Annotated in this window: 14 protein-coding genes; 8 read left to right on the forward strand and 6 right to left on the reverse strand. The window is 62.7% G+C overall.

Features of this window, described 5'->3' with window-relative positions:
* Window positions 1-159 precede the first annotated feature (159 nt).
* Window positions 160-828 (reverse strand): HTH-type transcriptional repressor FabR, encoded by a 669-nt coding sequence (fabR, locus tag V5B40_RS02405; protein ID WP_332353025.1) that lies wholly within the window; start codon window positions 826-828, stop codon window positions 160-162.
* 244 nt (window positions 829-1,072) lie between these two features.
* Here fabR and V5B40_RS02410 point away from each other — a divergent pair, with 244 nt between their 5' ends.
* A complete protein-coding gene (locus V5B40_RS02410; RefSeq protein ID WP_332353245.1) occupies window positions 1,073-2,896 on the forward strand; it encodes an acyl-CoA dehydrogenase C-terminal domain-containing protein in 1,824 nt (607 codons plus the stop codon).
* 76 nt (window positions 2,897-2,972) lie between these two features.
* The gene (locus V5B40_RS02415; RefSeq protein ID WP_332353027.1) at window positions 2,973-3,431 is read left to right on the forward strand and encodes a hypothetical protein; all 459 of its coding nucleotides are present in this window, start codon (window positions 2,973-2,975) and stop codon (window positions 3,429-3,431) included.
* A 599-nt stretch (window positions 3,432-4,030) separates the two neighbouring features.
* Here the strand turns inward: V5B40_RS02415 and V5B40_RS02420 are convergent.
* The 3 genes from V5B40_RS02420 to V5B40_RS02430 form a co-directional block, all read right to left on the reverse strand.
* Window positions 4,031-6,205, reverse strand: a complete 2,175-nt coding sequence (locus V5B40_RS02420) for a tetratricopeptide repeat protein (protein WP_332353029.1) — start codon at window positions 6,203-6,205, stop codon at window positions 4,031-4,033.
* Window positions 6,202-7,170 carry a hypothetical protein gene (locus V5B40_RS02425; RefSeq protein ID WP_332353031.1) on the reverse strand — a complete coding sequence of 323 codons (969 nt, stop codon included), beginning with the start codon at window positions 7,168-7,170 and terminating at the stop codon, window positions 6,202-6,204. The genes V5B40_RS02420 and V5B40_RS02425 overlap by 4 nt, the downstream gene beginning before the upstream one ends.
* A gap of 738 nt (window positions 7,171-7,908) precedes the next feature.
* A complete protein-coding gene (locus tag V5B40_RS02430; protein ID WP_332353033.1) occupies window positions 7,909-9,198 on the reverse strand; it encodes an IS1380 family transposase in 1,290 nt (429 codons plus the stop codon).
* Window positions 9,199-9,653: 455 nt separating this feature from the next.
* Here V5B40_RS02430 and V5B40_RS25100 point away from each other — a divergent pair, with 455 nt between their 5' ends.
* Window positions 9,654-9,845 (forward strand): aminopeptidase, encoded by a 192-nt coding sequence (locus tag V5B40_RS25100; RefSeq protein WP_434735815.1) that lies wholly within the window; start codon window positions 9,654-9,656, stop codon window positions 9,843-9,845.
* Window positions 9,846-9,857: 12 nt separating this feature from the next.
* On the forward strand, window positions 9,858-10,028 hold the full coding sequence (locus V5B40_RS02440) for a hypothetical protein (protein WP_332353035.1): 171 nt from the start codon (window positions 9,858-9,860) through the stop codon (window positions 10,026-10,028).
* Window positions 10,029-10,099: 71 nt separating this feature from the next.
* Here the strand turns inward: V5B40_RS02440 and V5B40_RS02445 are convergent, their stop codons facing one another.
* Window positions 10,100-13,126 carry an ankyrin repeat domain-containing protein gene (locus V5B40_RS02445; protein ID WP_332353037.1) on the reverse strand — a complete coding sequence of 1,009 codons (3,027 nt, stop codon included), beginning with the start codon at window positions 13,124-13,126 and terminating at the stop codon, window positions 10,100-10,102.
* A 322-nt stretch (window positions 13,127-13,448) separates the two neighbouring features.
* On the opposite strand from V5B40_RS02445, the gene dnaE reads away from it, so the two are divergent.
* Together dnaE and V5B40_RS02455 are read left to right on the forward strand one after the other, a co-directional pair.
* Window positions 13,449-16,925 (forward strand): DNA polymerase III subunit alpha, encoded by a 3,477-nt coding sequence (gene dnaE, locus V5B40_RS02450; protein WP_332353038.1) that lies wholly within the window; start codon window positions 13,449-13,451, stop codon window positions 16,923-16,925.
* Window positions 16,926-16,933: 8 nt separating this feature from the next.
* Entirely contained in the window at window positions 16,934-17,410 is a 477-nt protein-coding gene (locus V5B40_RS02455) for a WbuC family cupin fold metalloprotein (protein WP_332353039.1), read from the forward strand.
* Between the two features lie 40 nt (window positions 17,411-17,450).
* On the opposite strand, the gene V5B40_RS02460 is transcribed toward V5B40_RS02455, so the two are convergent.
* Window positions 17,451-18,254, reverse strand: a complete 804-nt coding sequence (locus V5B40_RS02460) for a trimeric intracellular cation channel family protein (RefSeq protein WP_332353040.1) — start codon at window positions 18,252-18,254, stop codon at window positions 17,451-17,453.
* A 203-nt stretch (window positions 18,255-18,457) separates the two neighbouring features.
* Here V5B40_RS02460 and V5B40_RS02465 point away from each other — a divergent pair, with 203 nt between their 5' ends.
* Both V5B40_RS02465 and V5B40_RS02470 read left to right on the forward strand, forming a co-directional pair.
* Window positions 18,458-21,991 (forward strand): AsmA family protein, encoded by a 3,534-nt coding sequence (locus V5B40_RS02465; RefSeq protein ID WP_332353041.1) that lies wholly within the window; start codon window positions 18,458-18,460, stop codon window positions 21,989-21,991.
* A gap of 161 nt (window positions 21,992-22,152) precedes the next feature.
* The gene (locus tag V5B40_RS02470; RefSeq protein ID WP_332353042.1) at window positions 22,153-22,929 is read left to right on the forward strand and encodes a DUF3750 domain-containing protein; all 777 of its coding nucleotides are present in this window, start codon (window positions 22,153-22,155) and stop codon (window positions 22,927-22,929) included.
* Window positions 22,930-23,019 lie beyond the last annotated feature (90 nt).

Here is a 23,019-nt window from a genome sequence, read left to right on the forward strand (position 1 = left end):
TTACTCAAGACCAACATCATGACACTCGCGAAATGGATACTACTCAACACGAATTGATCATGCAACGCTGGAACGGGGTTCAGTACCGGTTCCAGCCTCTGAGGTGGGCTTGCTCTCGCCCGACGCGCCAGATACAAAACCCGTAGCTGTCTGTCGCCGTCAGCTTCTGCTCAATTCCTCATTCAGGCGGGTCGCGCCAAACAGGATGATCTTGAGTTGCTGCACGAAGTTTTCCGACATTTCGGCTTCGAGCAGGGCCTGTTCGGGCGGCAGGTCGAGAATGTCGGTTGCCGCCGCGAGCATGGTCATCACGATCATCCCGCAAACCATCTGCAAACTTGCCGTTGGCAGTTGCGTGTAAAGGCCGCGCATCCGGAAATCCTGCGCCATTTCATTGGTGAAATGGGAGACATCATTGCGAATCGCCAGGCGCAGGATGCGGCTGCCCCCTGATCGCTCGCTCGAAATGAACATGAACTGCAAGCGGTTGAGCTTTACGTACTCCAGATAGACGCTGACGGAACGCCGCAGCATGTCGCGCGGTGCCACCGCCATCTTGCGTGCCTCGCGCAACAGCCGCCGCAGCGTAATCCCGACGTCCTCAACCAGTACCAGGCCCAACTCATCGGTATTGCGGAAGTGGCGATAGAAGGCATTCGGGACGACGCCGGCTTCGCGGGCGATTTCACGCAATCCAAGACTGGTGAAACTGCGCCCTTCGCCCATCAAGGTCAGCGCGGCCTGCAACAGATTCGCGCGCGTCAGGTCCTTGCGCGCGCTGCGTGTCAGGTACTCGGGATTCTTCGATGCCGTTCTATCGGGGGGCATGGCAGCACTCCTGTTTCAGTGGCTACAAAAACACGTGTATCGAATGACGTGCATGAAATTGACCTATTATCGCTTAACAATCATGTTCCTACCTATAGACGGCAAGAGAAAGCTTGCAATCAGAAAGTTTTCAGAGGACACTCGTGCACTAAGCGTCGCAGCCCGGCAAAAGTGGCCGCTGATCGCTGGTCACACAGCGAACGCGGCACCGAGTCACTTTGCCCTCTTCTCGAAGGACAGCAGCATGCCGACCTATAAAGCTCCCCTGCGCGACATGCGCTTCCTGATAAACGAGGTACTGGACTATCCCGCGCACTACGCGGGCCTGGCCAACGGCGGCGAGGCGACACCCGAGCTCGTGGACGCCGTACTTGAAGGCGCCGCTACCTTGTGCGAAGAGGTCCTCGCGCCGATCAATCTTTCCGGCGATCGGGAGGGCTGCCACTTCAACGCCGGCGAAGTCACTACCCCGGCTGGTTTCAAAGAGGCTTACCGCCAGTTCGTCGACGGTGGCTGGCAGGGGCTGTCATTTCCAACGGAATACGGTGGCCAGGGGCTGCCAACATCGCTGAGCCTGTTCAAGACCGAGATGATGGGCGCCGCCAACTGGTCGTTCAACATGTATCCGGGACTGAGCCTGGGCTGCATCAACACCCTTTTGCGCTACGCTACCGAGGCACAAAAATCGCTCTATCTGCCATCGCTCGTCAGCGGCGAGTGGACCGGCACCATGTGCCTGACCGAGCCGCAGTGCGGCACCGATCTGGCGCAGGTCAGGACCAGGGCCGCGCCGCAGCCCGACGGCAGCTACAAGCTCACCGGCACCAAGATGTTCATCTCGGCCGGCGAGCACGATCTGGCCGGGAATATTGTGCACATCGTCCTCGCCCGCCTGCCCGACGCCCCGGCCGGCACACGCGGTATTTCGCTGTTCGTCGTGCCGAAGTTTCTTGTCGCCATGGACGGCTCTGCCGGCCAGCGCAACACCGTCAGTTGCGGCTCCATCGAACACAAGATGGGAATTCGCGGCTCGGCAACCGCCGTACTGAATTTTGACGAGGCAACCGGGCACTTGATTTTCGAACCCAACAAGGGCCTGGAAGCCATGTTCACCTACATGAACACCGCCCGAATCGGAATCGCGATCCAGGGTGTCGCCCACGCCGAAGCCTCTTTTCAGGGCGCGCTGGCCTATGCCAAAGACAGACGATCAATGCGCGCCCTCTCGGGAAAGAAGGAACCCGAGGCCAACGCCGACTCTCTGATCTGGCACGCCGATGTGCGACGCATGCTGCTGACCCAAAAGGCCATCGCCGAAGGGGGTCGGGCGATGATCTATGCGGCCGCCCAGACAGCCGACCTGATGTTCAACGCCACGCTCGAAAACGACCAGGCCAACTACGAACGCTACGACAACGAACTCGGCTTCTACACCCCCATCCTCAAGGGCTTTCTTACCGAAATGGGCCTCGAAGCCGCCAATATCGGCATGCAAGTGTTCGGCGGGCACGGCTATATTCACGAGCACGGCATGGAGCAGATCGCCCGTGATGCACGCATCTCCACCCTGTACGAAGGCACCACCGGCATCCAGGCGCTCGACCTGCTCGGACGCAAGGTATTGATCGGCACCAAAGGAAAGTGCGTGCGCGAATTCACGCGCCTCATGCTGCGCCTGGCAAGAGCCAACTTGTTTGCGCGCGGCCCCACCGGCACCATGGCGCGTGCGATCATGAAGCGCGCCGTGGAGTGGAATCTCCTCACGCTGCGCATCATGCTGCGCGCAGGCAAGGATCGAGATCTCGTGGGGTCGGCGAGCGTGGACTACTTGATGTATTCAGGCTACGTCATGATGGGCTACTTCCTCGCCTTGCAAGCGGAGAAAGCGCAAACGCTGTTGCTCAACGGCAAAGGCAGCGAATCCGCGGATTTCTATCGCGCCAAGATTCAGACGGCCAGCTTCTACTTTGCCCGCCTCCTGCCGCGGGCAGACGCCCATCGCAGCAGCGCACTGGCACCCACGCACTCGCTGATGCAGATGGACAACGCAAATTTCGCGTTCCTGTGATCCGGCTTGAACAATGCGGCAAGGCACGCCATCTACATCAAGCCACACCGTAACCCGACAAAGCAAAGGAGAAATTGTGCCGAGCACAACAAGGTCATCGACCAAAGCCGCCGACACTCCTGCCGCCAGGACAGCCGCCAAAGAGAGCATTCCGATAGCCGCCAAAACGCCGCGCACGGCCAAAGCCAAGGCCAGCACTTCCACCCAGCCATCCCTGCGCTTCTATCACTCAGAGGCGCTTCGTGAGAAAACGGACACAGTCCTCTCGGCACTCGAGACACGGCCAACCGAGCCCCGCCACGGAGAGGCCATCGCCGACCTGGTCACGGAGTTGATTGATGCGGGCATGGATTACTATTTCCTGAAACCGCTCAAACAGGCTGAAGTCGGCTTTGTCGCCGAGCAGTCGGCCCGGCTCGGCATATCCGGGGCGGTCAAGCTGCTCAGCTCGGTCAGTCGCAAATTCCTCACGCGCATGGATCACGCACAACTGCTGATCGTTGCCAAGCATCTACGCACGCTTGCCGCTCGGTAACAGCCGGTCTTGCCGCTTGCGGCCAGCGCGGCAGCCGCAGATGAGACTTGAGCAGCGACCGTTCGGGAACGAGCGCGGAGGAGGCCAGTGCTCTGGCCGCCGCCGAAGCTTGTCCGGGCGATGCCGGCATGGGCCAGAATATCGCGCATCGTGTTGGCGGCGTAAGACCGTGCAAATCCGGTGGCTATGAGCGCAAGCGCAAGCGCAGTCGGAGCGACGACAATCAACGACCGGCACTTGCCTTCAAGCGGGCAGTCGCAAAGAGGCGCCCTTCGTCTGGTCGTCGCCCGTTTCAGAGACTGGCGCCACGCTGCGCCGACGTCCGGCAGCGAGCCTTACCCGGTCGCAGGACGGAAAATCGCGCCGAACGGCTGCTTCGACCTTTTCGCTACGCCCGGTTCCGACCCAATCCGGACCTTCAGCCAGCCGCGTGCTGAATGGTGGGTAACAAAGTAGAGCTGCCGTTCCAGCCGACTGATCACTGGCAAGGCCTCGGTCGGAGCTGAGGGTGGCACGGGCCAATGCCCGGTTCTAAACGCTGAACAGACGAAAGAAAACACTACAAAATGCCAGCCAGTACAACGTGCGTAAGAGCCGGTTCAAGCAGCCAGCGGCGTGGCATCCAGGCCGACGTCCACCGCCTGAGTCAAGGCGTTGTGGGCCAGGGTATTTAGGTCGACCCCGATTTCGTCGCCCTCCAGATGACGGTGAAGCATCCCCTTGAGGTACTCATCCCAGCCGTTATCCCAGCGGGTAGGCTCACGGCACCACGCGGAGAGGGCAGAATGAACTGCGTCGTCCGCGTGTCCCCGGGCCAGTTGGACAAGATGGGTCAGGTGCTGTCCTTCCGGGAAGTTCCTGACCAGATCCCGCCAGTGTTCGGCGGTGACGTTGTCCGGGGTGAATGCCAGGCGAACCGGTAGTGATCCGGAGAAGCGACCGGTCCGCCCCACCATTTCGACGCGGTATTCGGGCAGCGCCAGACCTTTCACCACCTGCGCGTAGGAGTCGGCTGGATCGGCCAGGGCCGCATCCACCAGCCGCAGGGCGTCGGTGCGGCGCTCTGTTCCCAGCTGGAAGAGCAGGTCGGCTTGCGCCACTCGGCCAATCTTCACCAGTCTGGGGGACTCAGTCTGTTCGGCCGCCAGCGCCCGTTCCGCACTCTCCCTGTCCCAAGGACCGCCCGAAGTCTCCCCGGTCCGCCGCGAGGCGCGTAGGTGCTTCCGCGACTCTTCTCGACCATCCGTTCCGGCGGAGACCAGGCGCGTGAGAGTCAAAGCACTGCGGTTCATGCCGTAAGCGCAGCGATATCGTTCCAGCACCTCGGCCGCCTCCCCACCTCGTCCTTCGGCGACCAGCAGGCAGCCGAGGGTGTAGAGAGCGCCATCAGTTTCTGTGCGATCGAGGAAGTCGCGCAGGAAGCGGATGGCGTCGTCGGCACGATCAAGCAGCCACAATACCCGGGCCAGTTCGACGGCATTCGGAGCGTCCGTTGGATCAAAAACGGTGGCCTTGCGCAGCAGAGTCTCCGCCATGTCAAACTCGCCGCGCTCGACCCAGTCCAGGGCAAGCTGGTTGTATGAGGCGGCGTTGGACGGAACCCGGCGGATCGCCTCCCACAGTACTGCCAGGGCGAGATCGGGGCGGCCTAGGCGGTCGAGCGCGGTAGCGCGCACGCTCCAGGCGTAGCCGTTGGAGGGTGACCAGAGCAGGGCACGGCGGGTTAGAGTAAGGGCATGGCCAGGAGCACGGTCCAGGATGATTCTGGCAATGTTGGTGCAACTGGTGACTAGGTAATAACTTTCGCCGGTGGCGTCGGCGTAACGTTCCACCTGATCGAGCAATGCCGCCATCTTCCCCCACAGTGGTTCACTCAATCCCTGCTCGCGGTACTCCCGTTTGATCTCGCCGATGTCGCCCGGAATGTCCTTCGGCAGCAGCGGTACCCGGCGCGCTTGCCCGGCCTTGGTCGGCGTTTGCAGGGCCGGGTCGGACTCCCGCAGCCAGGTGGTGAACGGGTGGGCGCCGATGCGGTCATCGTCCAGGATCGCTTCCCACTGTCCGCGCCAGAAGCCTGGCTGGCGCGGGAAGACGCCCTTGAGGGCGCGCCACTCCCGCACCACTTCGCTCTTGGCCTGGTCGTCCTTTGGCAATCGGGCGGCCCAGCGCGCCAGGCCGATGATGAGGTCATGAGAGGGGCCTCCGAGCGGTCCCTCGGGAGTCTTGACGAGGCCCAGCAGGGCCGTGTCGAGCCGGTGGCGCAGGCGGAGTACAGCCACCTCCTCGCAGATGCGCAGCCAAAGGAAGCGGAATTCGCTGCCCTGCTGCAAATGGGCGGCGGCGGCGAGCACCGCCTGGCCCAGATCGAAGGTGGCATCAAGGCTGAAGCAGTCAGCCCAGCGCAGCAGGTCGAATAACTCGGCGCGAATCCAGGCGCAGCTTTCGGGGAGATTCAGCCGCCAGGCGGCCCGAAAAGCCTCGCCAGTCTCGCGAATGAATCGTTCCACCCCCCCCGGCCGGCCGAGGAGGCCGTCGGTCACTTTGCGCCGTGTCTGAAGCCAGTTCAACAATGCCTGGTCGACTAATCCCCATTCCGCCGCCTCCGGTGGCAGGTCGCCCAGTAGCGCCATCAGCGCTTCGCTGGGGCTGGCCCGTTGCAGACCAGGAAGGTGGGCAACCCCGCGCAGCAAGGTGTCTACCGCCCGCTCCGGCTCGGTGGCGAGGCGATGGAGCCAGGGATGGCGTGACGGGGGTATGTCCAGAGTGGCGTTCATAGAATTCCGAAATCATCCCGATCGCTGAGAAGTTGCAGGCAGGCCAAGTGGTCGCTGCGCAGCCTTGCCAGCCGCTCCGACGAGGTGTCCGCCCGCGTCGTGATGGCACCCACCTTCCAGAGGTTGCTCGGGGCGTAGTCTATCCGCAAGTGCAGAACCTCGGAGGCGAGCCGGTCACAATCGCCAGCACCAGCGAGATCCAAGGTCCGACCGTAATTCTGTTCCCGCGGCGAAGGATGGAAAATTTCGTAGGGCTCCGCATCCAGTACCGTAGGCACCGCGAGAGGATGGTTCGCATTGAGTTTGCGGGCATGTTCAGCAACATCTTTCACGGTGTAGCGCATCAGCGCCACAGGGTGAGGTCCGAAAGCGTTGGTGGGCGCTAGGTGCGCCAGACCGAGGCGGTCGCGTAGCCGCAAAGGCCAGTCGTGGGCTTCGCTGTCTTCCGCCAGCTCCTGGGCAAAGGCAGCGAAGCGTGGCCGCACCGCATAGGGGTTCTGGTTGAGTGAGCGGCACACTTCGTGAAGGAGAGCCTTGGCGTCGCCAGCAGTGACGTTCGGGTCACGGCGCTGGTTGTTGTAGATGGCCAGGACATTTTCAAGATTCGCCAACGAACCAACCTTGGATTCTCCCAAGGCATAGTCCAGAGACTCCACACGGATAAGTATCTGCCCCTCGCCAAGGTCGGACGTTACGGCGGCCGGGAGGGCGGCTTCGGAATTTACCGAGAGGAAAGTCTCGGGCAGTGCCGTGTAAACAAGACCCTCCAGATAGTCCTTGTGGCTTTCAAGCCAGTCCTCATAGGAGGAGCCGGCCGGCGGATGCTCGGCTTCATAGCACCCCCACCTCTGCTGACTAACACGCTCTTCGAAGCGGACATTCTCCGCCCGTGCCCGCAACACGACATCGCTCGATCCAAGCAGATCGTCGAGCAGGTGGCTGAGGGTGGCGTGGGACGGAGTCACTGGCGTATCACATCTTCAACATTTAAGGCGTTAAATTATGCCACACAACCATTCTGGCCAACCCGTGGGTGGAAATTCCGTTCCACCGTTGCCGGTATAGGGGGCACACGTAGCATTTGGCCGTCTCAAGTTTGAAGTGCAATGCTCGCCTCGCGATCAATGAATTCGGAAACCCGCGACGTCGTGCAAGCGTTGCATGATCGTCCCAAAGCGCTGGATTGGGCTGCCTCAGTCTAGGTGGCCGCGAGCGGACGTAAAGCTCGTTGCCAAGGGCGTCAAGTTGCTCCTCGCTGAACACCGATCGGTCAGTGGCCTTGGGAGGGGTACACGTTACAGCGGACGCAGGAAAGTTAACTCGTCACCATTGGCCCCGGCCGAGTTGCTGGCGTAGGCTTTCCGGCAGGTTTCAGAACCAAGTGGCTGTTCAGATGGCTGCTGTGGCGGTAAGGCGACCGGCCGCAACTGGCCGATTGTACGCATACAGGAACAGCGCCGAAAGCCGCCGCTGTCCCCCAAATTCCGCGATCGCGTATGTGGCGGCCCAGCGACGGCGGATCGAGAGGCTCCGGAGACGTCCGAACGAGCGCGCAGGAAGGCGCGAAGCCACGGCGAACGCCCTCGGGTGTCGTCAGGCGGGCTGGCGAGATCCCTCTGGCATAATCGCGGCCGCTCGGGACGAACGGGACCGCCCGTGCCTCACCGCAGGGGTTTCGTTACCGCCGTGGAGGAAGCGAGGAACTACGGGCTGGGATTCGCCGTAGCGCAGGCGAAGCTGCGGGCGCGGATACGCTGGAACAGGTCGAGGTTCTCGCTGGCGATCTTCAATACCCAGGCGCCGGCATGCCGCACGAGCTTGCCCGGCAGGTGAAACAGGCGCCAGCGTACGGTGGCGACTTGATGGCGCTGCCAACCCTCGCCGAGAGCGGAATGCTTGAAAAGTACGAAGAGATTGTGCGCGATGACGCCGATGCGGAAGAAGGCGGCATTGGCGGCAAACTGCCCACAGGGCATGCGCTCCATGCCAAAGCCAATCTTCAGTTCCTTAATGCCGTTCTCGGACACCTCGCCGCGCTGCCGATACCAGATCAGGGTGTCGGCCGCCGATTCGACCCGGTTGCTGGCAATCACATGATACTTTGGCGCATCGTCGAACAGTTCGGCCTGGCGCGGGTACTTCACGACAATCAGTCGGAAGGCTTTCTTCGTCTCGCCCATGCTGTGTACGGTCTCGGCGACAGCGCAGTCGGCGTACGTTTTCCACGAGGTTTCGGGAATCTCGGCAATGGCCTGCAGGGTGGGTGCGTCCAACCGTCCGCCGATGGCGAAGGTCTTGCCGGTGTCTTCACAGTAATTGAAGAGGTCGGCTTGGTAACCGGCGGAGTCGAGACGAACCTGGGCAATGCGGTGTCCCTTCGGCAAGCGCGTTTCGCACGCCTGGATGAATTCGAGGTTCTGCGTCGCCGGGGCGATGTTGCCTTCCCGAAACTCGTCGTAGATCACGACACCCGCTTCGGCCAGGTGACCGATCATCGGCATATAGCCCTGTTCACCTTTGTACGTGAAGTGTGCGGCTTCCTTCTCGGCCACGATCTGCGAGGCGTCTCCGTCCAGCGTGTGCGCCTTGATCCCGATCTGTCGAATGCGCGTCGCCACCGCTCGCCGGTTGATCCGATCCAGTCCGTCCAGTCCCGTGCCGATACCGGTCCGGCGCAACCAGTCCCCCACCGCGTCCGTGCTCGGCAAGACGTCCTGCTTGAGCACCTGGTTCAGCGCCGTGTCGTTCTTGAGCGTACGCAGGTCTTCCAGCGAACGTCCGCCACCGGTGAGCATCAGCACCAGTGGCGTGACAAAGGCATTCGCCGCATAGCCCCGCGCACTGCCTGGCTTGGGCATCTCAGTGGTCAGCCAGCGCTTCAGACCCAGGCCTCCGATGAACTCGCCGAACAGCGCCAGACCGGCATTCGCCGTCAGCCGCTCCTCCGTCGCTTCCACCTTGAACGGAAGCACAGTCTGTGCCAGTTCCCTCATCTTCCTGCCCCCCTGGATCACCCAACCGGTGCTCGTTTCGACACCGATAGTTTACCGGAAAGCCTGCAAATACGGCCCCTCCAAGGGATCTATGCGGTTCGAATCGCGGAATCTGGGTGTCCGGACCAGAGAACAATCAGACTTCGTCAACCAGTAGTCATGTTGAAACGCGTGGATATAGCCGAGCGAGTTTGCGGCGGGCATCCTGCACTGTGAACCGCCGCTTGACGGGCTGGGCTTTGGCATTGCGCTCGCGAATGTTGGTCTCCACATGGGGTCGCAAGGTCTCTTCGGCAGGAATGCGCTGTGAGAGGGACATGTTGGACAGGACGGCCAACTCCATTTCGGCGGTCTCGTCATCCTGGAGATGGATCCGCGCCTGCGCCGGGCGGTGTTCCTTGGCACACCCCTGTCTGGGCAGCTACCGCGCGCGACGATTGACTGCGGTGCCGGGAATGCCGGCACTGCTCGGGCACTCGATCATGGAATGGCTGTCGCGAACACATGGCGCCACCGCCAGCGATCCGCGACTGCGGCAGCAACTGGCGGAGGCGAAGGCCATAGACGACTTCGCTAGCCGCGAGTTCGGCCTACCCGACAACGACAACGACAGCTATCGCGCCTGCGCCGACCTGGGGCGTCCTTAGGTGGTGTGGAACGTGTTCGCTGCACCGGAGTTTTCTCTGCACGTCAAGCGCTGGCGCCTGCTGGCGGTCGGCGGCGTCAGCTGCCGTGGCTACTACGACCGGCGCGACGGACGATTCCCTCAAGCTTGTGGATTGGGCATGCAGCGGCTGTCCGCAGTGACCGCCCTGCGCAGCCAGCGCTGACCGTCAGCCGCCAGCCACCGTCTCGTCTGCCGTCCCGGCAGCGCTTCTGCGGCGGAAAGCCGTCGGTCGGGTCAGCCCTTCTTGCGGGCCTCGATCTCACGTCGGACACGTTCGAGCTCGATGCGTTTGGCCTCGGCCGAGCCCCAGCGGGCCAGCCGCTCCGCCGCAGCCGCCCGCTCCGCCGCCCGCGCTGCCGCGCGCTGCGCCTGGAGGGTTCGCGCTTCGGCCAGACGTTTTTGCTCCTGCGTCCTGGCGCGTTCGGTGGCGATCGGCAGGCTGCGCTGTGGCAGCCCCGCCAGGGTGAGATAGCTGTCGATGGCCTTCGGGATGCCGTCCCGCCAGTCCCAGTCATTCTGGCGGGAGAACTCGTTGATCAGCGGCAGATTGAGCGCCGCATAGACCGGCGTCCAGGTCTCCTCGTCGCCCTGGCGCCGCCGCACGGCGAGTTTTGGATTGAACTGATACCAGCCCTGGGCGACGCGTTTGAACAGCGCCCGGTTGTACGCGTAATCGCGGTCCACTTCATTTCGGCCGAGCACGCTGCTGAGATGCGAGCGCCGGTTGCGTTCCGGACGGACGATATTGGCCGGCAGATGCTGCCAGGAGTCGAGAATGGCCTGCGTCTCGAAGGCGCCGTTGGTCCGCCGCTGGCAATGGGTGAAGCGCGACTTGAAGAGAACCCATAGCGTCTGGAAAAGGAAGTACTCGGACAGATGCCGGTCGAGGCGCACCAGGCGTTCGCCGGTATTGACGTCGACGCTCATCGGGGCGAGCTGTTCGTAAAGCGCGGCCAGTGGGCCGCGGGCGAACTTCGCATCGCGGAATCCCTCGCGCAGCGCCCAGTGCAGCGCGTTGTAGCCATAGTGGTCGACGGCGTCGCGGTCGGCGCCGCGTTCGAGCAAGGCCTCGACCAGCGGGACGTTGCCGGCCGCCGCCGCGGCCATCAGCGGCGTCAGGTTCATCGGCAGCCGATGCTCGCTCCCGTACTGCTCGCACTGCTTCAGGATGTCCTTGAAATGGCTGGCGAAGTAGGGAACGTAGGTCTTCCGTCCGAAGGTCGGGCGTTGCTGCGCGAAGTTCGCCGCCTGGTCGAACTTCGCCTCCTCAGCCAGCCATGTGGCGAGTTGCGGTTCGTCATGGCAGGTCGCGTATTCATAGAGCTGCTGCTTCATTCTGGCGCCGGGGAGCTGCTCGCGGAACACCTTGACCAGCAGCTCGACGACTTTCGCTTCGCCGAAAACCGGCCAGGGAACCGGCGTCTGCCTGAGGATCGTCCGACGGATCGCCTCGGCCTGTTCCTGCTTGCCCTGCAGTTCGAGCTTGCGCGCTTCCTTCTGCCAGTCTTCGAGGCTCGACTTCCTGGCTTCGACCGTGACCTGCCCGAGATTCATTTCGAGCAGCCCGAACAGCGAATGGCCGGTATCCGACTCGATCACGTAAACATTCCTGATCGCGCGTGTCAGCGCCACGTAGAGGGCATTGACGAAGAACTTGTAGACCTCGAGTGACTTGTCGGTCTTGTCTTTCGCCCGCCGGTAGTCAAGCGTATCTGTGGCCAGATCGGCCGCCTCCACACCGTCGACGATCTCGCTGAACTCGGCGCGGTGGTCGGAGATGAAGCGGTAGAGGACGATATTGTCGTATTCGAGTCCTTTCGCTTCATGGATCGAGAACAGCAGCGGCGTTGCGAAGTGCTTCCTGGCTTCGGCCTTGTCCTCGTCGCGCATCACCAGCACGGCGAACTGCGTCGATTGGCGAATCTTCTGGTCGAGCTCGCGCTTGCTGGCGTCCTTGTCGGGCACCAGCGCGACCTGCCCGGCTTCGCCGCCGACGGCCTGCACGAGGAAGTTGCTCTCGCGGTCGATCGAGCCGAAGCGCCGGTGCTTGATCTTCAGCAACTGGTTGGCGACACGGGTGGCCTCGAGCCCGTTGCGGAAGTTGGCGGTGAGCACGCGCAGTTCCTGCCGCTCGGCCAGCTTCTGGTCTTTCCAGAACAGGCTCTTGACCTGGCTCCAGGAAAAGAAATTGGGATGGACGATCTGGTTCGAATCGCCGCAGAGCAGGAAGTGGCCCGGCCTCTTCAAGGTCCTGAGGACCAGCGCCAGTTGCACCGTGGTGATGTCCTGCACCTCGTCAATGACGACGAAGTCGTAGCGCGGTGCCGCCAGCGCCTGCCAGTCCTGGGCGACCAGATTGAGGTCGTAGAGCTTCGCCTCGGCGAGCCAGCCGCGGTACTTCTCGAAGAGGTCGTAGAGTCGGTCGCGCTGATCGACCGGAAAGATCGACTGGCGCACGCCGAGCGCCAGATAGTCATCGCGCGAGAGGACGCCGCCGGCGCTGGCCGCAAGCACGCCGCGGATCTCCTCAAACACCTGATGGCCGTCGAATTCCCGGAAGGTCTGGCGCAGGCGTGCGAACCAGCCGGCGAAGTCGCGCCAGCTCGCCTCGCGACCCGGCGGCACGCGGATCGACTCGACGAATTCGCGGTAGGAGAGGAAAACGGCTTCCTGGCCGCCGTGCTCGAAGCCGTTCGCGTAATAGAGGTCGCGGGCACTTTGCGCGAGGTAGCTGGAGTGCGTGACGTAGAGCACTTCGCCTTCGGCGTGCTTGAGTTTCTCGAGGGTCAGCGCGGTCTTGCCGCTGCCGGCGCTGCCGACGACGATCAGCGGCGCTGGCTGGCGATAGATCGCCTCCTGCGTATCGTCGAAGGAGATCGGCTTGTCGAGCAGGTGAATCGTCGTCCGCTCCGGGTGCAGGTAGCGCACCGGCAAGGCTTCACCGATCGCCTCGTCGGCGTCGATGTCCAGGATCCGGCTCTCGTCGATCGCCGCGCCGCGCAGAAAGCGCGACTTGTCGTAGTCGTGATTGGCGATCACTTCCAGCATCAGCGCGCAGACTTCGTCGCCGTGTCGAACCAGCGAAAACAGCAGCCGGTCGGCGTCGTCGAGCCGGGCGCGGTAGAACCTGCCGTGGCTGAGATTGACCAGCTTCTTGACCTGTGCGGCACGAAAGTCGTTGCGGGCGATGGCATCAGCCACCTTGCGGTAGCTGGCCTTGACGCGCGAAGTGTCAAGACCGGTGTATTCAAGAATTTTCACGGTGAGTTTCGGCGAGGAGGGTGTGACAACGAAGCCGGATCCTACTTCACCGCAGTCGGTCCCGGCCACTTATCCAATGACAGCGACTCTACGGGCATGGGCGGCGAAGTCGAACACACTCGGGTCAAAATCGTCGTTCAGCGTAGACAAGGGAGTTTCGTGCGTCTTCCAACTGGCTTCTTTCACATTAAGCTGCTGCGGCAGCTGATCGCGAGCCTCGCAGGGCGTCGGCGTGGGCGCGGTCCCGGCCATGGTTTTCGTGATCCGGGGTGTCTCTCCATGTCGTGACCGTTTGCGTGCCGCGTCGGCGTAAAATGGCCGGATGCCTGAAACCCCGTTCGTCCATCTTCGCCTGCACAGTGAGTATTCGGTTACCGACGGCATCGTCCGTCTCGGTGATGCGCTTGCTCGCGCAGGCAGCTACGGCATGCCGGCTCTGGCGCTCACCGATCTGGCGAATGTCTTCGGTCTGGTCAAGTTCTACTCTGCCGCACGTGGCAAGGGAATCAAGCCGCTGCTCGGTAGCGATGTCTTCATTGCCAACGAAAGCGATCCCGATCGTCCGTATCGACTGCTATTGCTGGTTCGCTCGGGGCAGGGCTACCGGCAACTTTGCGAGCTACTGTCGCGTGCCTATCTGGCGCCGCGCGTGCGTGGCCGTGCCGAGCTCAGCCGGCGCATGCTCCAGGAGGTGGGCGTCGATGGTCTGATCGCGCTTTCGGGCGCCGCCGGCGGCGATGTCGGTGAAGCCCTGCTGCAGGGCAGATTCGAGCAGGCGACGCTGTGCGCGCGGCGTTGGCAGCAGCTCTTCCCGGACGCTTTCTATTTCGAAGTGCAGCGCTACGGGCAGCCTCAGCAGGAATTCCTGGTGACGGCGACCGCCGACCTTGCGGCCGAGCTGGAGCTGCCGCTGGTGGCCACGCATCCGATCCAGTTTCTCGAACGCGACGACTTCAAGGCGCACGAAGCGCGCGTCTGTATTGCCGAGGGCTACATGCTCGGCGACGTCCGGCGTCCGCGCTTGTACACCGAAGAGCAGTATTTCAAGTCCACCGAGGAGATGGTCGCGCTTTTCGCCGACCTTCCCGAAGCGCTCGAGAACGCGGTCGAAATTGCCAAGCGCTGCAATCTGCAGATCACTCTCGGCAAGAGCTACCTGCCCGATTTTCCGACTCCGGATGGCGTCACCCTTGCCGATTTCCTGCGCCAGGAAGCCGTCGCCGGCCTCGAAGTGCGCTTGCAGCAGCTTTTTCCGGATGCCGCGGAGCGCGCTGCGCAGCGGCCGGCTTACGATGCGCGCCTGCAGCTCGAGACGGACACCGTCGTGCAGATGGGTTTCCCCGGCTACTTCCTGATCGTTGCCGATTTCATCAACTGGGCCCGGCACAACGGCTGTCCGGTCGGACCGGGGCGTGGTTCCGGCGCCGGTTCGGTGGTCGCCTACGCCCTGGGAATCACCGACCTCGATCCGCTGCGCTACGCGCTGCTTTTCGAGCGTTTTCTCAACCCCGAGCGGGTGTCGATGCCCGACTTCGACATCGACTTCTGCCAGGACAATCGCTGGCGGGTGATCGAATACGTGCGCGAAAAGTACGGCGCCGCGGCGGTCTCGCAGATCGTCACTTTCGGCACCATGTCCTCGAAGGCGGTGATTCGCGACGTCGGGCGCGTGCTCGACCTGCCCTACACTTTCTGCGACCAGCTTTCCAAGCTGATCCCGGTGGAAACCAACAAACCGCTGTCGCTGGCCAAATCACTGCTCGCCGAACCGCAGTTGCAGGCGCGCATCGATGAGGAAGAGGAAGTCAGGGATCTCTTCGACCTCGCGGCCCGTCTGGAAGATCTGACGCGCAATGTCGGCATGCACGCCGGCGGCGTGCTCATCGCGCCCGGCAAGCTGACCGACTTCTGCCCGATCTATTCGGCGGACGGCGGTGGCTCGGTGGTTTCGCAGTACGACAAGGACGATGTCGAGAAAATCGGCCTGGTGAAGTTCGACTTCCTCGGCCTGCGCAATCTGACGATCATCGAACTGGCGCTCAAGTACGTCGAGCAGCTGAGCGGCGAGCGCCCGGATTTGGCGAGCCTGAGCTTCGATGATCCCAAGACCTACCAGATTCTCAAGGACGGCAATACCACCGCCATCTTCCAGGTGGAATCGGAAGGCATGAAGAAGCTGGTGCGCAAGCTCGCGCCCGACCGCTTCGAGGACATCATCGCCGTGCTCGCGCTGTACCGGCCGGGTCCGCTCGGCTCGGGAATGGTCGACGACTTCATTCTGCGCAAAAAGGGTCAGCAGAAGATCGACTACTTCATCGACGACCTGAAGGCCTGCCTCGAACCGACTTACGGGGTCATCGTCTATCAGGAACAGGTGATGCAGATCGCGCAGATCATCGGCGGCTATACGCTGGGTTCCGCCGACCTCCTGCGCCGCGCGATGGGCAAGAAAAAAGCCGAGGAGATGGCCAAGCATCGCGACATGATGCGTGACGGGGCGAAGATCAAGGGCTACGACGAAAAACTGGTAATGCAGCTTTTCGACCTGATGGAGAAGTTCGCCGAGTACGGCTTCAACAAGTCGCACACCGCCGCCTACGCGGTGGTCACCTATCACACCGCCTGGCTGAAGGCACACCACTGCGCGGCCTTCATGGCGGCGACCCTGTCGTCGGACATGGACAACACCGACTCGGTCAAGATTGCCCACGACGACGCGCTCAACAACGGTTTGCAGATGCTTGGCCCGGACATCAACGCCTCGCAGTATCGCTTCACGCCGGTCGATCGACAGCGCATTCGCTACGGACTCGGCGCGGTCAAGGGGACTGGCGAACAGGCGGTGAATACCATCATCGAGGCCCGTGCAGCGGCTGGCCCGTTCAAGGATCTTTTCGATTTCTGTCGGCGCTCGGACAAGCGCATGGTCAACCGGCGCACTATCGAGGCGCTGATTCGTGCCGGCGCCTTCGACGCGCTCGATGATCATCGAGCGCGTCTGCTGGCCTCGGTCGGCATCGCCATCGAAGCCGCCGAGCAGGCCGAGCGCAACGCCATGCAGGTCAGCCTGTTCGATCTCCTCGAATCGGATGGTGACGCGGACGGTAGAGCGCACGGCCCGCGCTACGTCGAAGTGTCGCGCTGGAGCGAACGGCAGCGGCTCAACGAGGAAAAAATCGCCCTCGGCTTCTACTTTTCGGGTCACCCTTTCCACGAACTGCAGGCCGAAGTGTCCCGTTTTGCGCACAAGCCGCTGGCTGCGCTGGAGGCGCGCAAGGAGCCGCAGTTCCTCGCCGGCCTGGTGGTCGGCGTGCGCAGCAAATTCACGGCGCGCGGCAAGATGGCCTTCATTCAGCTCGACGACGGCAGCACTTCGCTCGAAGTCTCGGTGTTCAGCGAGTTGCTCGATGCCGAACGCGCCAAGATCAGGGAAGACGAGGTGCTGATCGTCGAAGGCAAGGTGCAACGTGACGATTTTGCCGGCGAAGGTCGCCTGAAAGTCGTTGCCGAACGCCTGTTGACGCTGGCCGAAGCGCGTGGCCGCTTTGCTCGCCATCTGCGCCTGACACTCAACGGTCAGGCCAGTGGCGGCAATGCCCGGGCCGCGGCACAACGCCTGCACAGCCTGCTGGCACCGTACACTCCGGGCAATTGTCCGGTACGGCTGGCTTATCACAACGGCGAGGCGACTTGCGAACTGGCGTTCGGTGAAGCCAGTCGGGTGCGCCTCGAGGACGATCTGCTGACCACTTTGCGCGCCTGGCTGAGCACGGAAAACGTCAGCGTCGACTACCCCTGAGCGAGGCCATGAAAATCCCCTTAATAATCGACCAGGCGCTGCTCGATAGCGTCAGTCTCGAAGCCAGTCGCAGCCCCCGCCAGCGCAAGAACCGCAACTTCCACGCCGACGATGCGGCGCCCGCACATCGCTTGCTCAACGCCATTGAGCCCGGCTCCTACCTGATGCCGCATCGTCATCTCGACGCCAACAAGGACGAAACGATGATCGTTCTGCGCGGCCGCCTGGGTGTCGTTTTCTTCGACCAGCTTGGCCAGGTGCAGCAGACCGTGGTGCTGGCGCCAACGGGCCCGGTTTGCGGCGTCGACATCCCGCACGGCGTGTATCACACGATTCTGGCGCTCGATCCCGGGACGGTGATGCTCGAAGCCAAGGGCGGTCCCTACCTGCCGCTCGCCGAGGCTGAACGTGCGCCATGGGCGCCCGCCGAAGGGGCCCCGGAGGTGGCCGCTTACGCGCGCTCATTGCGCGAGCGCTTCGCGTAGCGAAACGGCAGTCCGGCGACTTGCAGGCGACTTGCCCGGATCATCCCTCTTTGGGCTTGCTGGCCAGCCGATCCGGTACCGTCAGGTTCCAGTGGATGGCCGCTGCGCGCAGCGCGAAGATAAGCACTATTGCCGTCGCCGCGCCGAGCGATCGATACTCGGGAGCGAATGCCAGTAGCGCCACGTAAAGTGCACAGCCGAAGCTTATCGGTATGGCGTAGATCTCGCGCGTCATCAAGAGCGTTTGTCTTCCCGCCAGTACGTCACGAATCAGTCCGCCACCAATCGCCGTGATGATCCCCAGGATGACCGGGGCCAGTGGCCGGCCGAAGTCCAGTGCCCAGACCTTGTCGGTCGCCGCGATCGCAAACAGGGAAGCGCCGAGCCCATCGAGATAGAGCATCAGGCTGTAGATCTCTTTGCGCGTAAACAGCGAGTTGGCAGCGAAGGTAGCCAGACTGGCAGCCAGCGCGACCCAGATATAGGCCAGATCGGCGGCCCAGAAGACCGGCACGCCGAGGATGATGTCGCGGATCGTGCCGCCGCCGATGGCGGTGATGATTCCGAGGACCGTCGCTCCGAAGAAATCGATGCCGCGGGGCGCCACGGCAAGCACCGCGGTGACTGCGAAAGCGGCCGTGCCCGCCATCCCGACCCAGTAAGTGAGCGCATTCAATAGCGATATCCCTCCGAAAAAGCTGGTACGTGTTTTTTTTCTGGTGGTGGTGCCGTTCAGGGCGCTTGCTCGGCGGCCGTTCCCGGCCGACAGGGTCGCGCGGCCGGGCTTGTCGATCTCGATCCGCTGTTTTACGGTGACATTATCGGCGCTTACGGGCCTTCTCAAACGCCCTGCTGGGCAGCGAAGGCGCGAGTCGTGCAGCGGATCTCTCGTACAATCGGGAACCATCGGGATGGACTCCCCTGACGGAGCCGCAGGCGCCGAAGTCCGCTCAAAGTCCGCGAACGCTTCCCCTGCCGGTCGATGGCTTGATTAGCCACCGCCTGAGCTTGCCCCCGACAATACATGAGGCCTGTCCGATCACTGCCATGCAAACGACAACCAAGGTAAACGCCAAGCGCGCTTGGGCAAAGTACGTCCTGCTCGCACTGGCGGCGCTGATTCTTGCCCTGGTCAGTGCCGCGAGCTGGTTTGTGCTTGACGGTGAGCGCATGCGCGTGGCGCTCGAAAAAGGCGTCACCGCCCTGAGCGATCGCCCTTTCCACGTCGACGGCGATTTGGCGATCAGTTTCGGTCGCATCACGACCGTTCGTGCTGCCAATATTCGCTGGCTGAATCCGGCATGGAGCAAGCAGCCGGACATGCTTTCGGCAAGGAATCTGTCGCTCTCCATCGACCTCTGGAGTCTTTTTCGCGGCCCGATCGTGATCAGCATGGCGCAGGCTGACGACGCCAGGCTGCTCTTCGAGTGGAGCGAAGAAGGGCAGTTCAACTGGGCAATGGGGAACAGCGACAGGAGCAAATCTGACGAGCGCTCAGGTCCGCTGCGCCTGGTTCTCGGTCAAACCGAACTGCGCAATGTCCAGATCCGCGTCCGTCACCCCGGTATGACTGACGAGTTGCTTGTCGACCTTGTCCAGGCAAGCCAGCAACAAGATGCGGAAGACATGCTGCTGATCAGCACCGACGCCGTGATCGACAAGCGCCCGATCAAGGTAAACGGTCGCGTCGGTCCTTTCCACGAGCTCATCGCCGGGGGGGCGATAAACTACGCCTTCGATCTCGAAGGGCCGAACGTCAGCCTGAAAGCAAGCGGCCATCTCGATCGCCTGAGCGATCCGAGAGCGCCGCGCATGAATGTCGATCTGTTCGCGACCGACGCTGCTGACGTCTTGCGTACCCTCGAGCTTCCCGAACTGACCACCGGCAATATCGAGCTGCACGCCGGGATTGCGCCTGGCGGCGAGCATCTGGACGGTACGCTGCAGGGCAACTTTGGCGCCTTCAAGCTGGATGGCAAGTTGACGACGACGAGTCTCTCTTCGCTTGACGATTTCTCCCTGCTGTTGCACTCGGACGGTCCCGGTGTGGCTGCCTTCGGCAAGCTGCTTGGCGTCGATCGTCTGCCAAACGAACCCTACTCCTTGCAGGTCGATGTCAGTCGGAATGGCAAGGAGCTGCAAGTCAGGCAGCTGTCGTACACCAGCGACGGTCTGCTGATCAAGGCATCAGGCGCGGCGTACAGCTTGCCGGAACTCGGCGACCTCGATCTCGATATTGACGCCAAGGTGGCCAACTTGCAGAGCTTCGGCAAGCTGTTATCGCTGCCGTCCTTGCCGACATTGCCACTGACGGTCAAAGCCAGCGTGAAGCGCAAGGGGGTCGGCGGTGGCAACGAGTTGCAGGGCGACTTCGCCCTCGGCAATATCGCCGGCGAAGTATCCGGCAAGCTGAGCGACCGTAAGAATCTGGCCGGCTCCACCTTCAGCTATCGTGCCGGCTCAGCGGACCTGCGCGAACTGGCACGGGCGCGTGGTATCCCTCTGCCCGCGGAGAGCCCGCTTCCCGCACGCTTGAACGGCGAGCTGGCGCTGCTTTCGGAGCAGCTACGGATCGACCGCTTTGCTGCGGACATTGCCGACAATCATTTGTCCGCCAGCGGGCAGATCGACTTCCGATCCGCCGACACGCTTGTTGAACTGGAACCGCAGATAAAAGGCGCGGACCTGCATCGCCTGGCGCGATTCCTCCTTGGCGAAGAGAAAGCCGTTTATTTTCCCGTTGGACCCTATGCGCTTGGCGGCAAGTTGAGGCTCCAGGGTTCTCGGCTGCAGTTCAACAGTAAGGACGCACAGGCGGGAAACAGCGTGCTTGGCTTCGCTGGTTCGCTCGATTTTGGGAAAAAGACGCCCAGTGTGGATGCCAGGGTCACCGCCAAGGGCGGGAGCCTTGCGGCGCTCCTCAAGCCGGAGATTCTCGAGGGCGTGCCGGCGGCGGCGTTTTCGCTGAGTACCACTTTGGCAATGTCCGATCAGGGAATGGTGCTGAAGGACCTGCAGTTCTCGCTGGCAGATAGCACTTTGACCGGGCAGCTGTCGACGGGCTGGCCTCGCGAGCCCGAACGGATCGGCTTCGATTTGATTGCCGCCGGCAGCGATCTGCGCGCCTCCTTGCCGGCGACTCCTGGCTACGTCGCCGCGCCGGTTGCCTTTCGCGTCGAAGCCAAGGGCACGGCTGACCCGGCCAGTGTCCAAATCGAGCGACTGGATGGCAAACTCGCGGAGGCCACTATCGCTCTCGCCGGCAAGCTGGTCTTGAAACCGGTTTTCTCGGCCGATGCTCTCCGCCTGTCGTTGAAGGGGCCGAAATTGTCGGCGCTTGGCAGCCTGACGGCGTGGCCCGTGGTCGATTTGCCCTTCGCGGTCAGCGGCACCATGACCGGCAGCAAGGATAGCGCGCGCATGGACGATTTTCAGGCCACCCTTGGCAACAGTGACCTCAAGGGAAGTTTGCGCATTACGACGACGGCGAAGCCACGAATCGATCTCGACGTTCGCTCGGACTACCTGGATTCCCGCTTGCTGCGGGCGTCTCCGAACGCGTCGGCCGATGCGGCGAGTGCGGTCAATAAAGCAAGTGAAGCAAGTGAGGCGAGTGCGGCGAGTGCAGCGAAAATGGCGAAGCAGGACGACAAGAGCGGCAAGCTCTTCTCGGATAAACCGCTGCCTTTGGAAGTGCTGCGCACTTTCGACGGGACCCTGCTGGCGTCGCTCGCCAAGGTGGAAGGCGTACAACAGCAGCTACAGGACGTTCACGCCAGTGCGAGCCTGCAAGACGGCCTGCTGGTGGTGAAACAACTGCAGGGCCAGGGGCGGCAGGGCAAAGTGACTGCAAACTTCACGCTCGATGTCCGGGATGAGCAGCCGGTCGTCAAAGGGCAGCTCAAGGCGAGTGACGTGATTTTCTTTGTTCGCGGCATGGCCAAGGAGGATGAAGCCAGGCTCCCGCGTCACACCCTCGAAAGTCACTTTTCGGCAAGTGGGAACAGCATCAGCGCCTGGGCCGCAGCGCTTGACGGCTATTTCTGGCTGCGCAGTTCCCCGGGGCAATTTCGCTCGCTGGACATGGACGTGCTGTTCGGCGATTTCGCCTCCCAGTTGTTCAGCACGCTCAATCCCTTTGCCAAAAAGAACACCTACTCGACCCTGAGCTGCGCCGGCGTTTACCTCGAGGCCAGCAAGGGACATGTCGAGACCGCGCCTGCCGTGGTTCTGCAAACTGACCGGCTTTCCGTTGTGTCGCGAGGAACGATCGACCTGCGCTCGGAGAAGATCGACTTCACCTTCAGAGTCGCACCGCTGCAAGGAGTCGGCTTCAGTGCCGGAGACCTGATCAAGCCCTTCATCAAGCTGGGCGGCACTTTGACAGCCCCGGCGCTGGATCTGGATGTCGCCAACGCCGCGGTTGAAGGAGGCGTTGCCGTCGCCACTTTCGGGGCATCGCTGCTCGCCGGCAGTCTCTGGGATCGCTGGATTAGCTCGCCCGGGGCCTGCGCGAAGATCGAGGAGGAGGCACGCAAGCTTCGCCTTTCGCGAGGCGAGAAGGATGTGCCCGGGTTGTGACCTCAGGATGGCTATGTTATGTGTACCGCCTTACGCCAGTCAGCGAGCAGTGACCGGTGGGCGAATCGGGGCCTTGGAGGGCACGAATTTGACGGCCGCGAAGCAAAGGTGACTGGCCTGTGCCAATAGCCTGTGTGCCTGTCCTCAAGAGGTTGTTACAGATGAAAATCACGGCATCCTGGCCCTTACGGCTTGCCTTGGCGTTGCTGCTGCTGCTCGTCGTCCCGGTCGGCGTGGCCCTCAGCCGCCATTTGAGCGACGACAGCCGCCCAGGCGACTGGCGAAGCGCCCGGCACGATAGCAGCGGGCAGGCGCCCGATGCACGCAACACGCCGGAGGCCTTGATCCAGGTCTATGCGGCGCGCGCTTTCGGTTGGCGCGGCGTCTTCGGAGTGCATACCTGGATCGCCACCAAGGAAAGCGATGCCGACCGCTACACCCGTCTGGAGGTGGTCGGCTGGGGCGTAAGCCGGGGCATGGATGCGGTGCGCATCCACGACGGAGAAGCTGACGGCTATTGGTACGGCAGCGAGCCGACGCTGCTTCGCCAGCTCCGTGGCGGCGTCGAGGTGGACGCGCTGATTGCCCGCCTGCACACAGCGGCGCGTGCCTATCCGCATAATCACGAATATCGACTGTGGCCGGGTCCGAACAGCAATACCTTCATCGCCTACCTGGGCCGAGCCGTTCCGGAGCTCCATCTCGACCTGCCTCCGACGGCAATCGGCAAGGACTACCTGCCGGACGGTGGTCTCGTGGCCAGCGCACCGAGTGGCGGTGGTTTGCAGTTTTCCCTGGTCGGCCTGCTCGGCGCGACGATCGCCGCCGAAGAAGGCATCGAGGTGAACCTGCTCGGCTTGTCGCTCGGCATCGATCTCTCGCCGCCAGCGCTCAAGCTGCCCGGGGTGGGCCGAGTGGGGATGTCGGAGGTCGATTGACGGCTCGTCGAGACGCCGGGGGTTGGCCCGACGATGGTGCCGGTCATGGCCGGTGCAGGCCCGACAAATGTTCACGAAAGCGGATCAACG

This window comes from Candidatus Accumulibacter meliphilus, from assembly GCF_036625345.1.
Lineage (GTDB): Bacteria > Pseudomonadota > Gammaproteobacteria > Burkholderiales > Rhodocyclaceae > Accumulibacter > Accumulibacter meliphilus.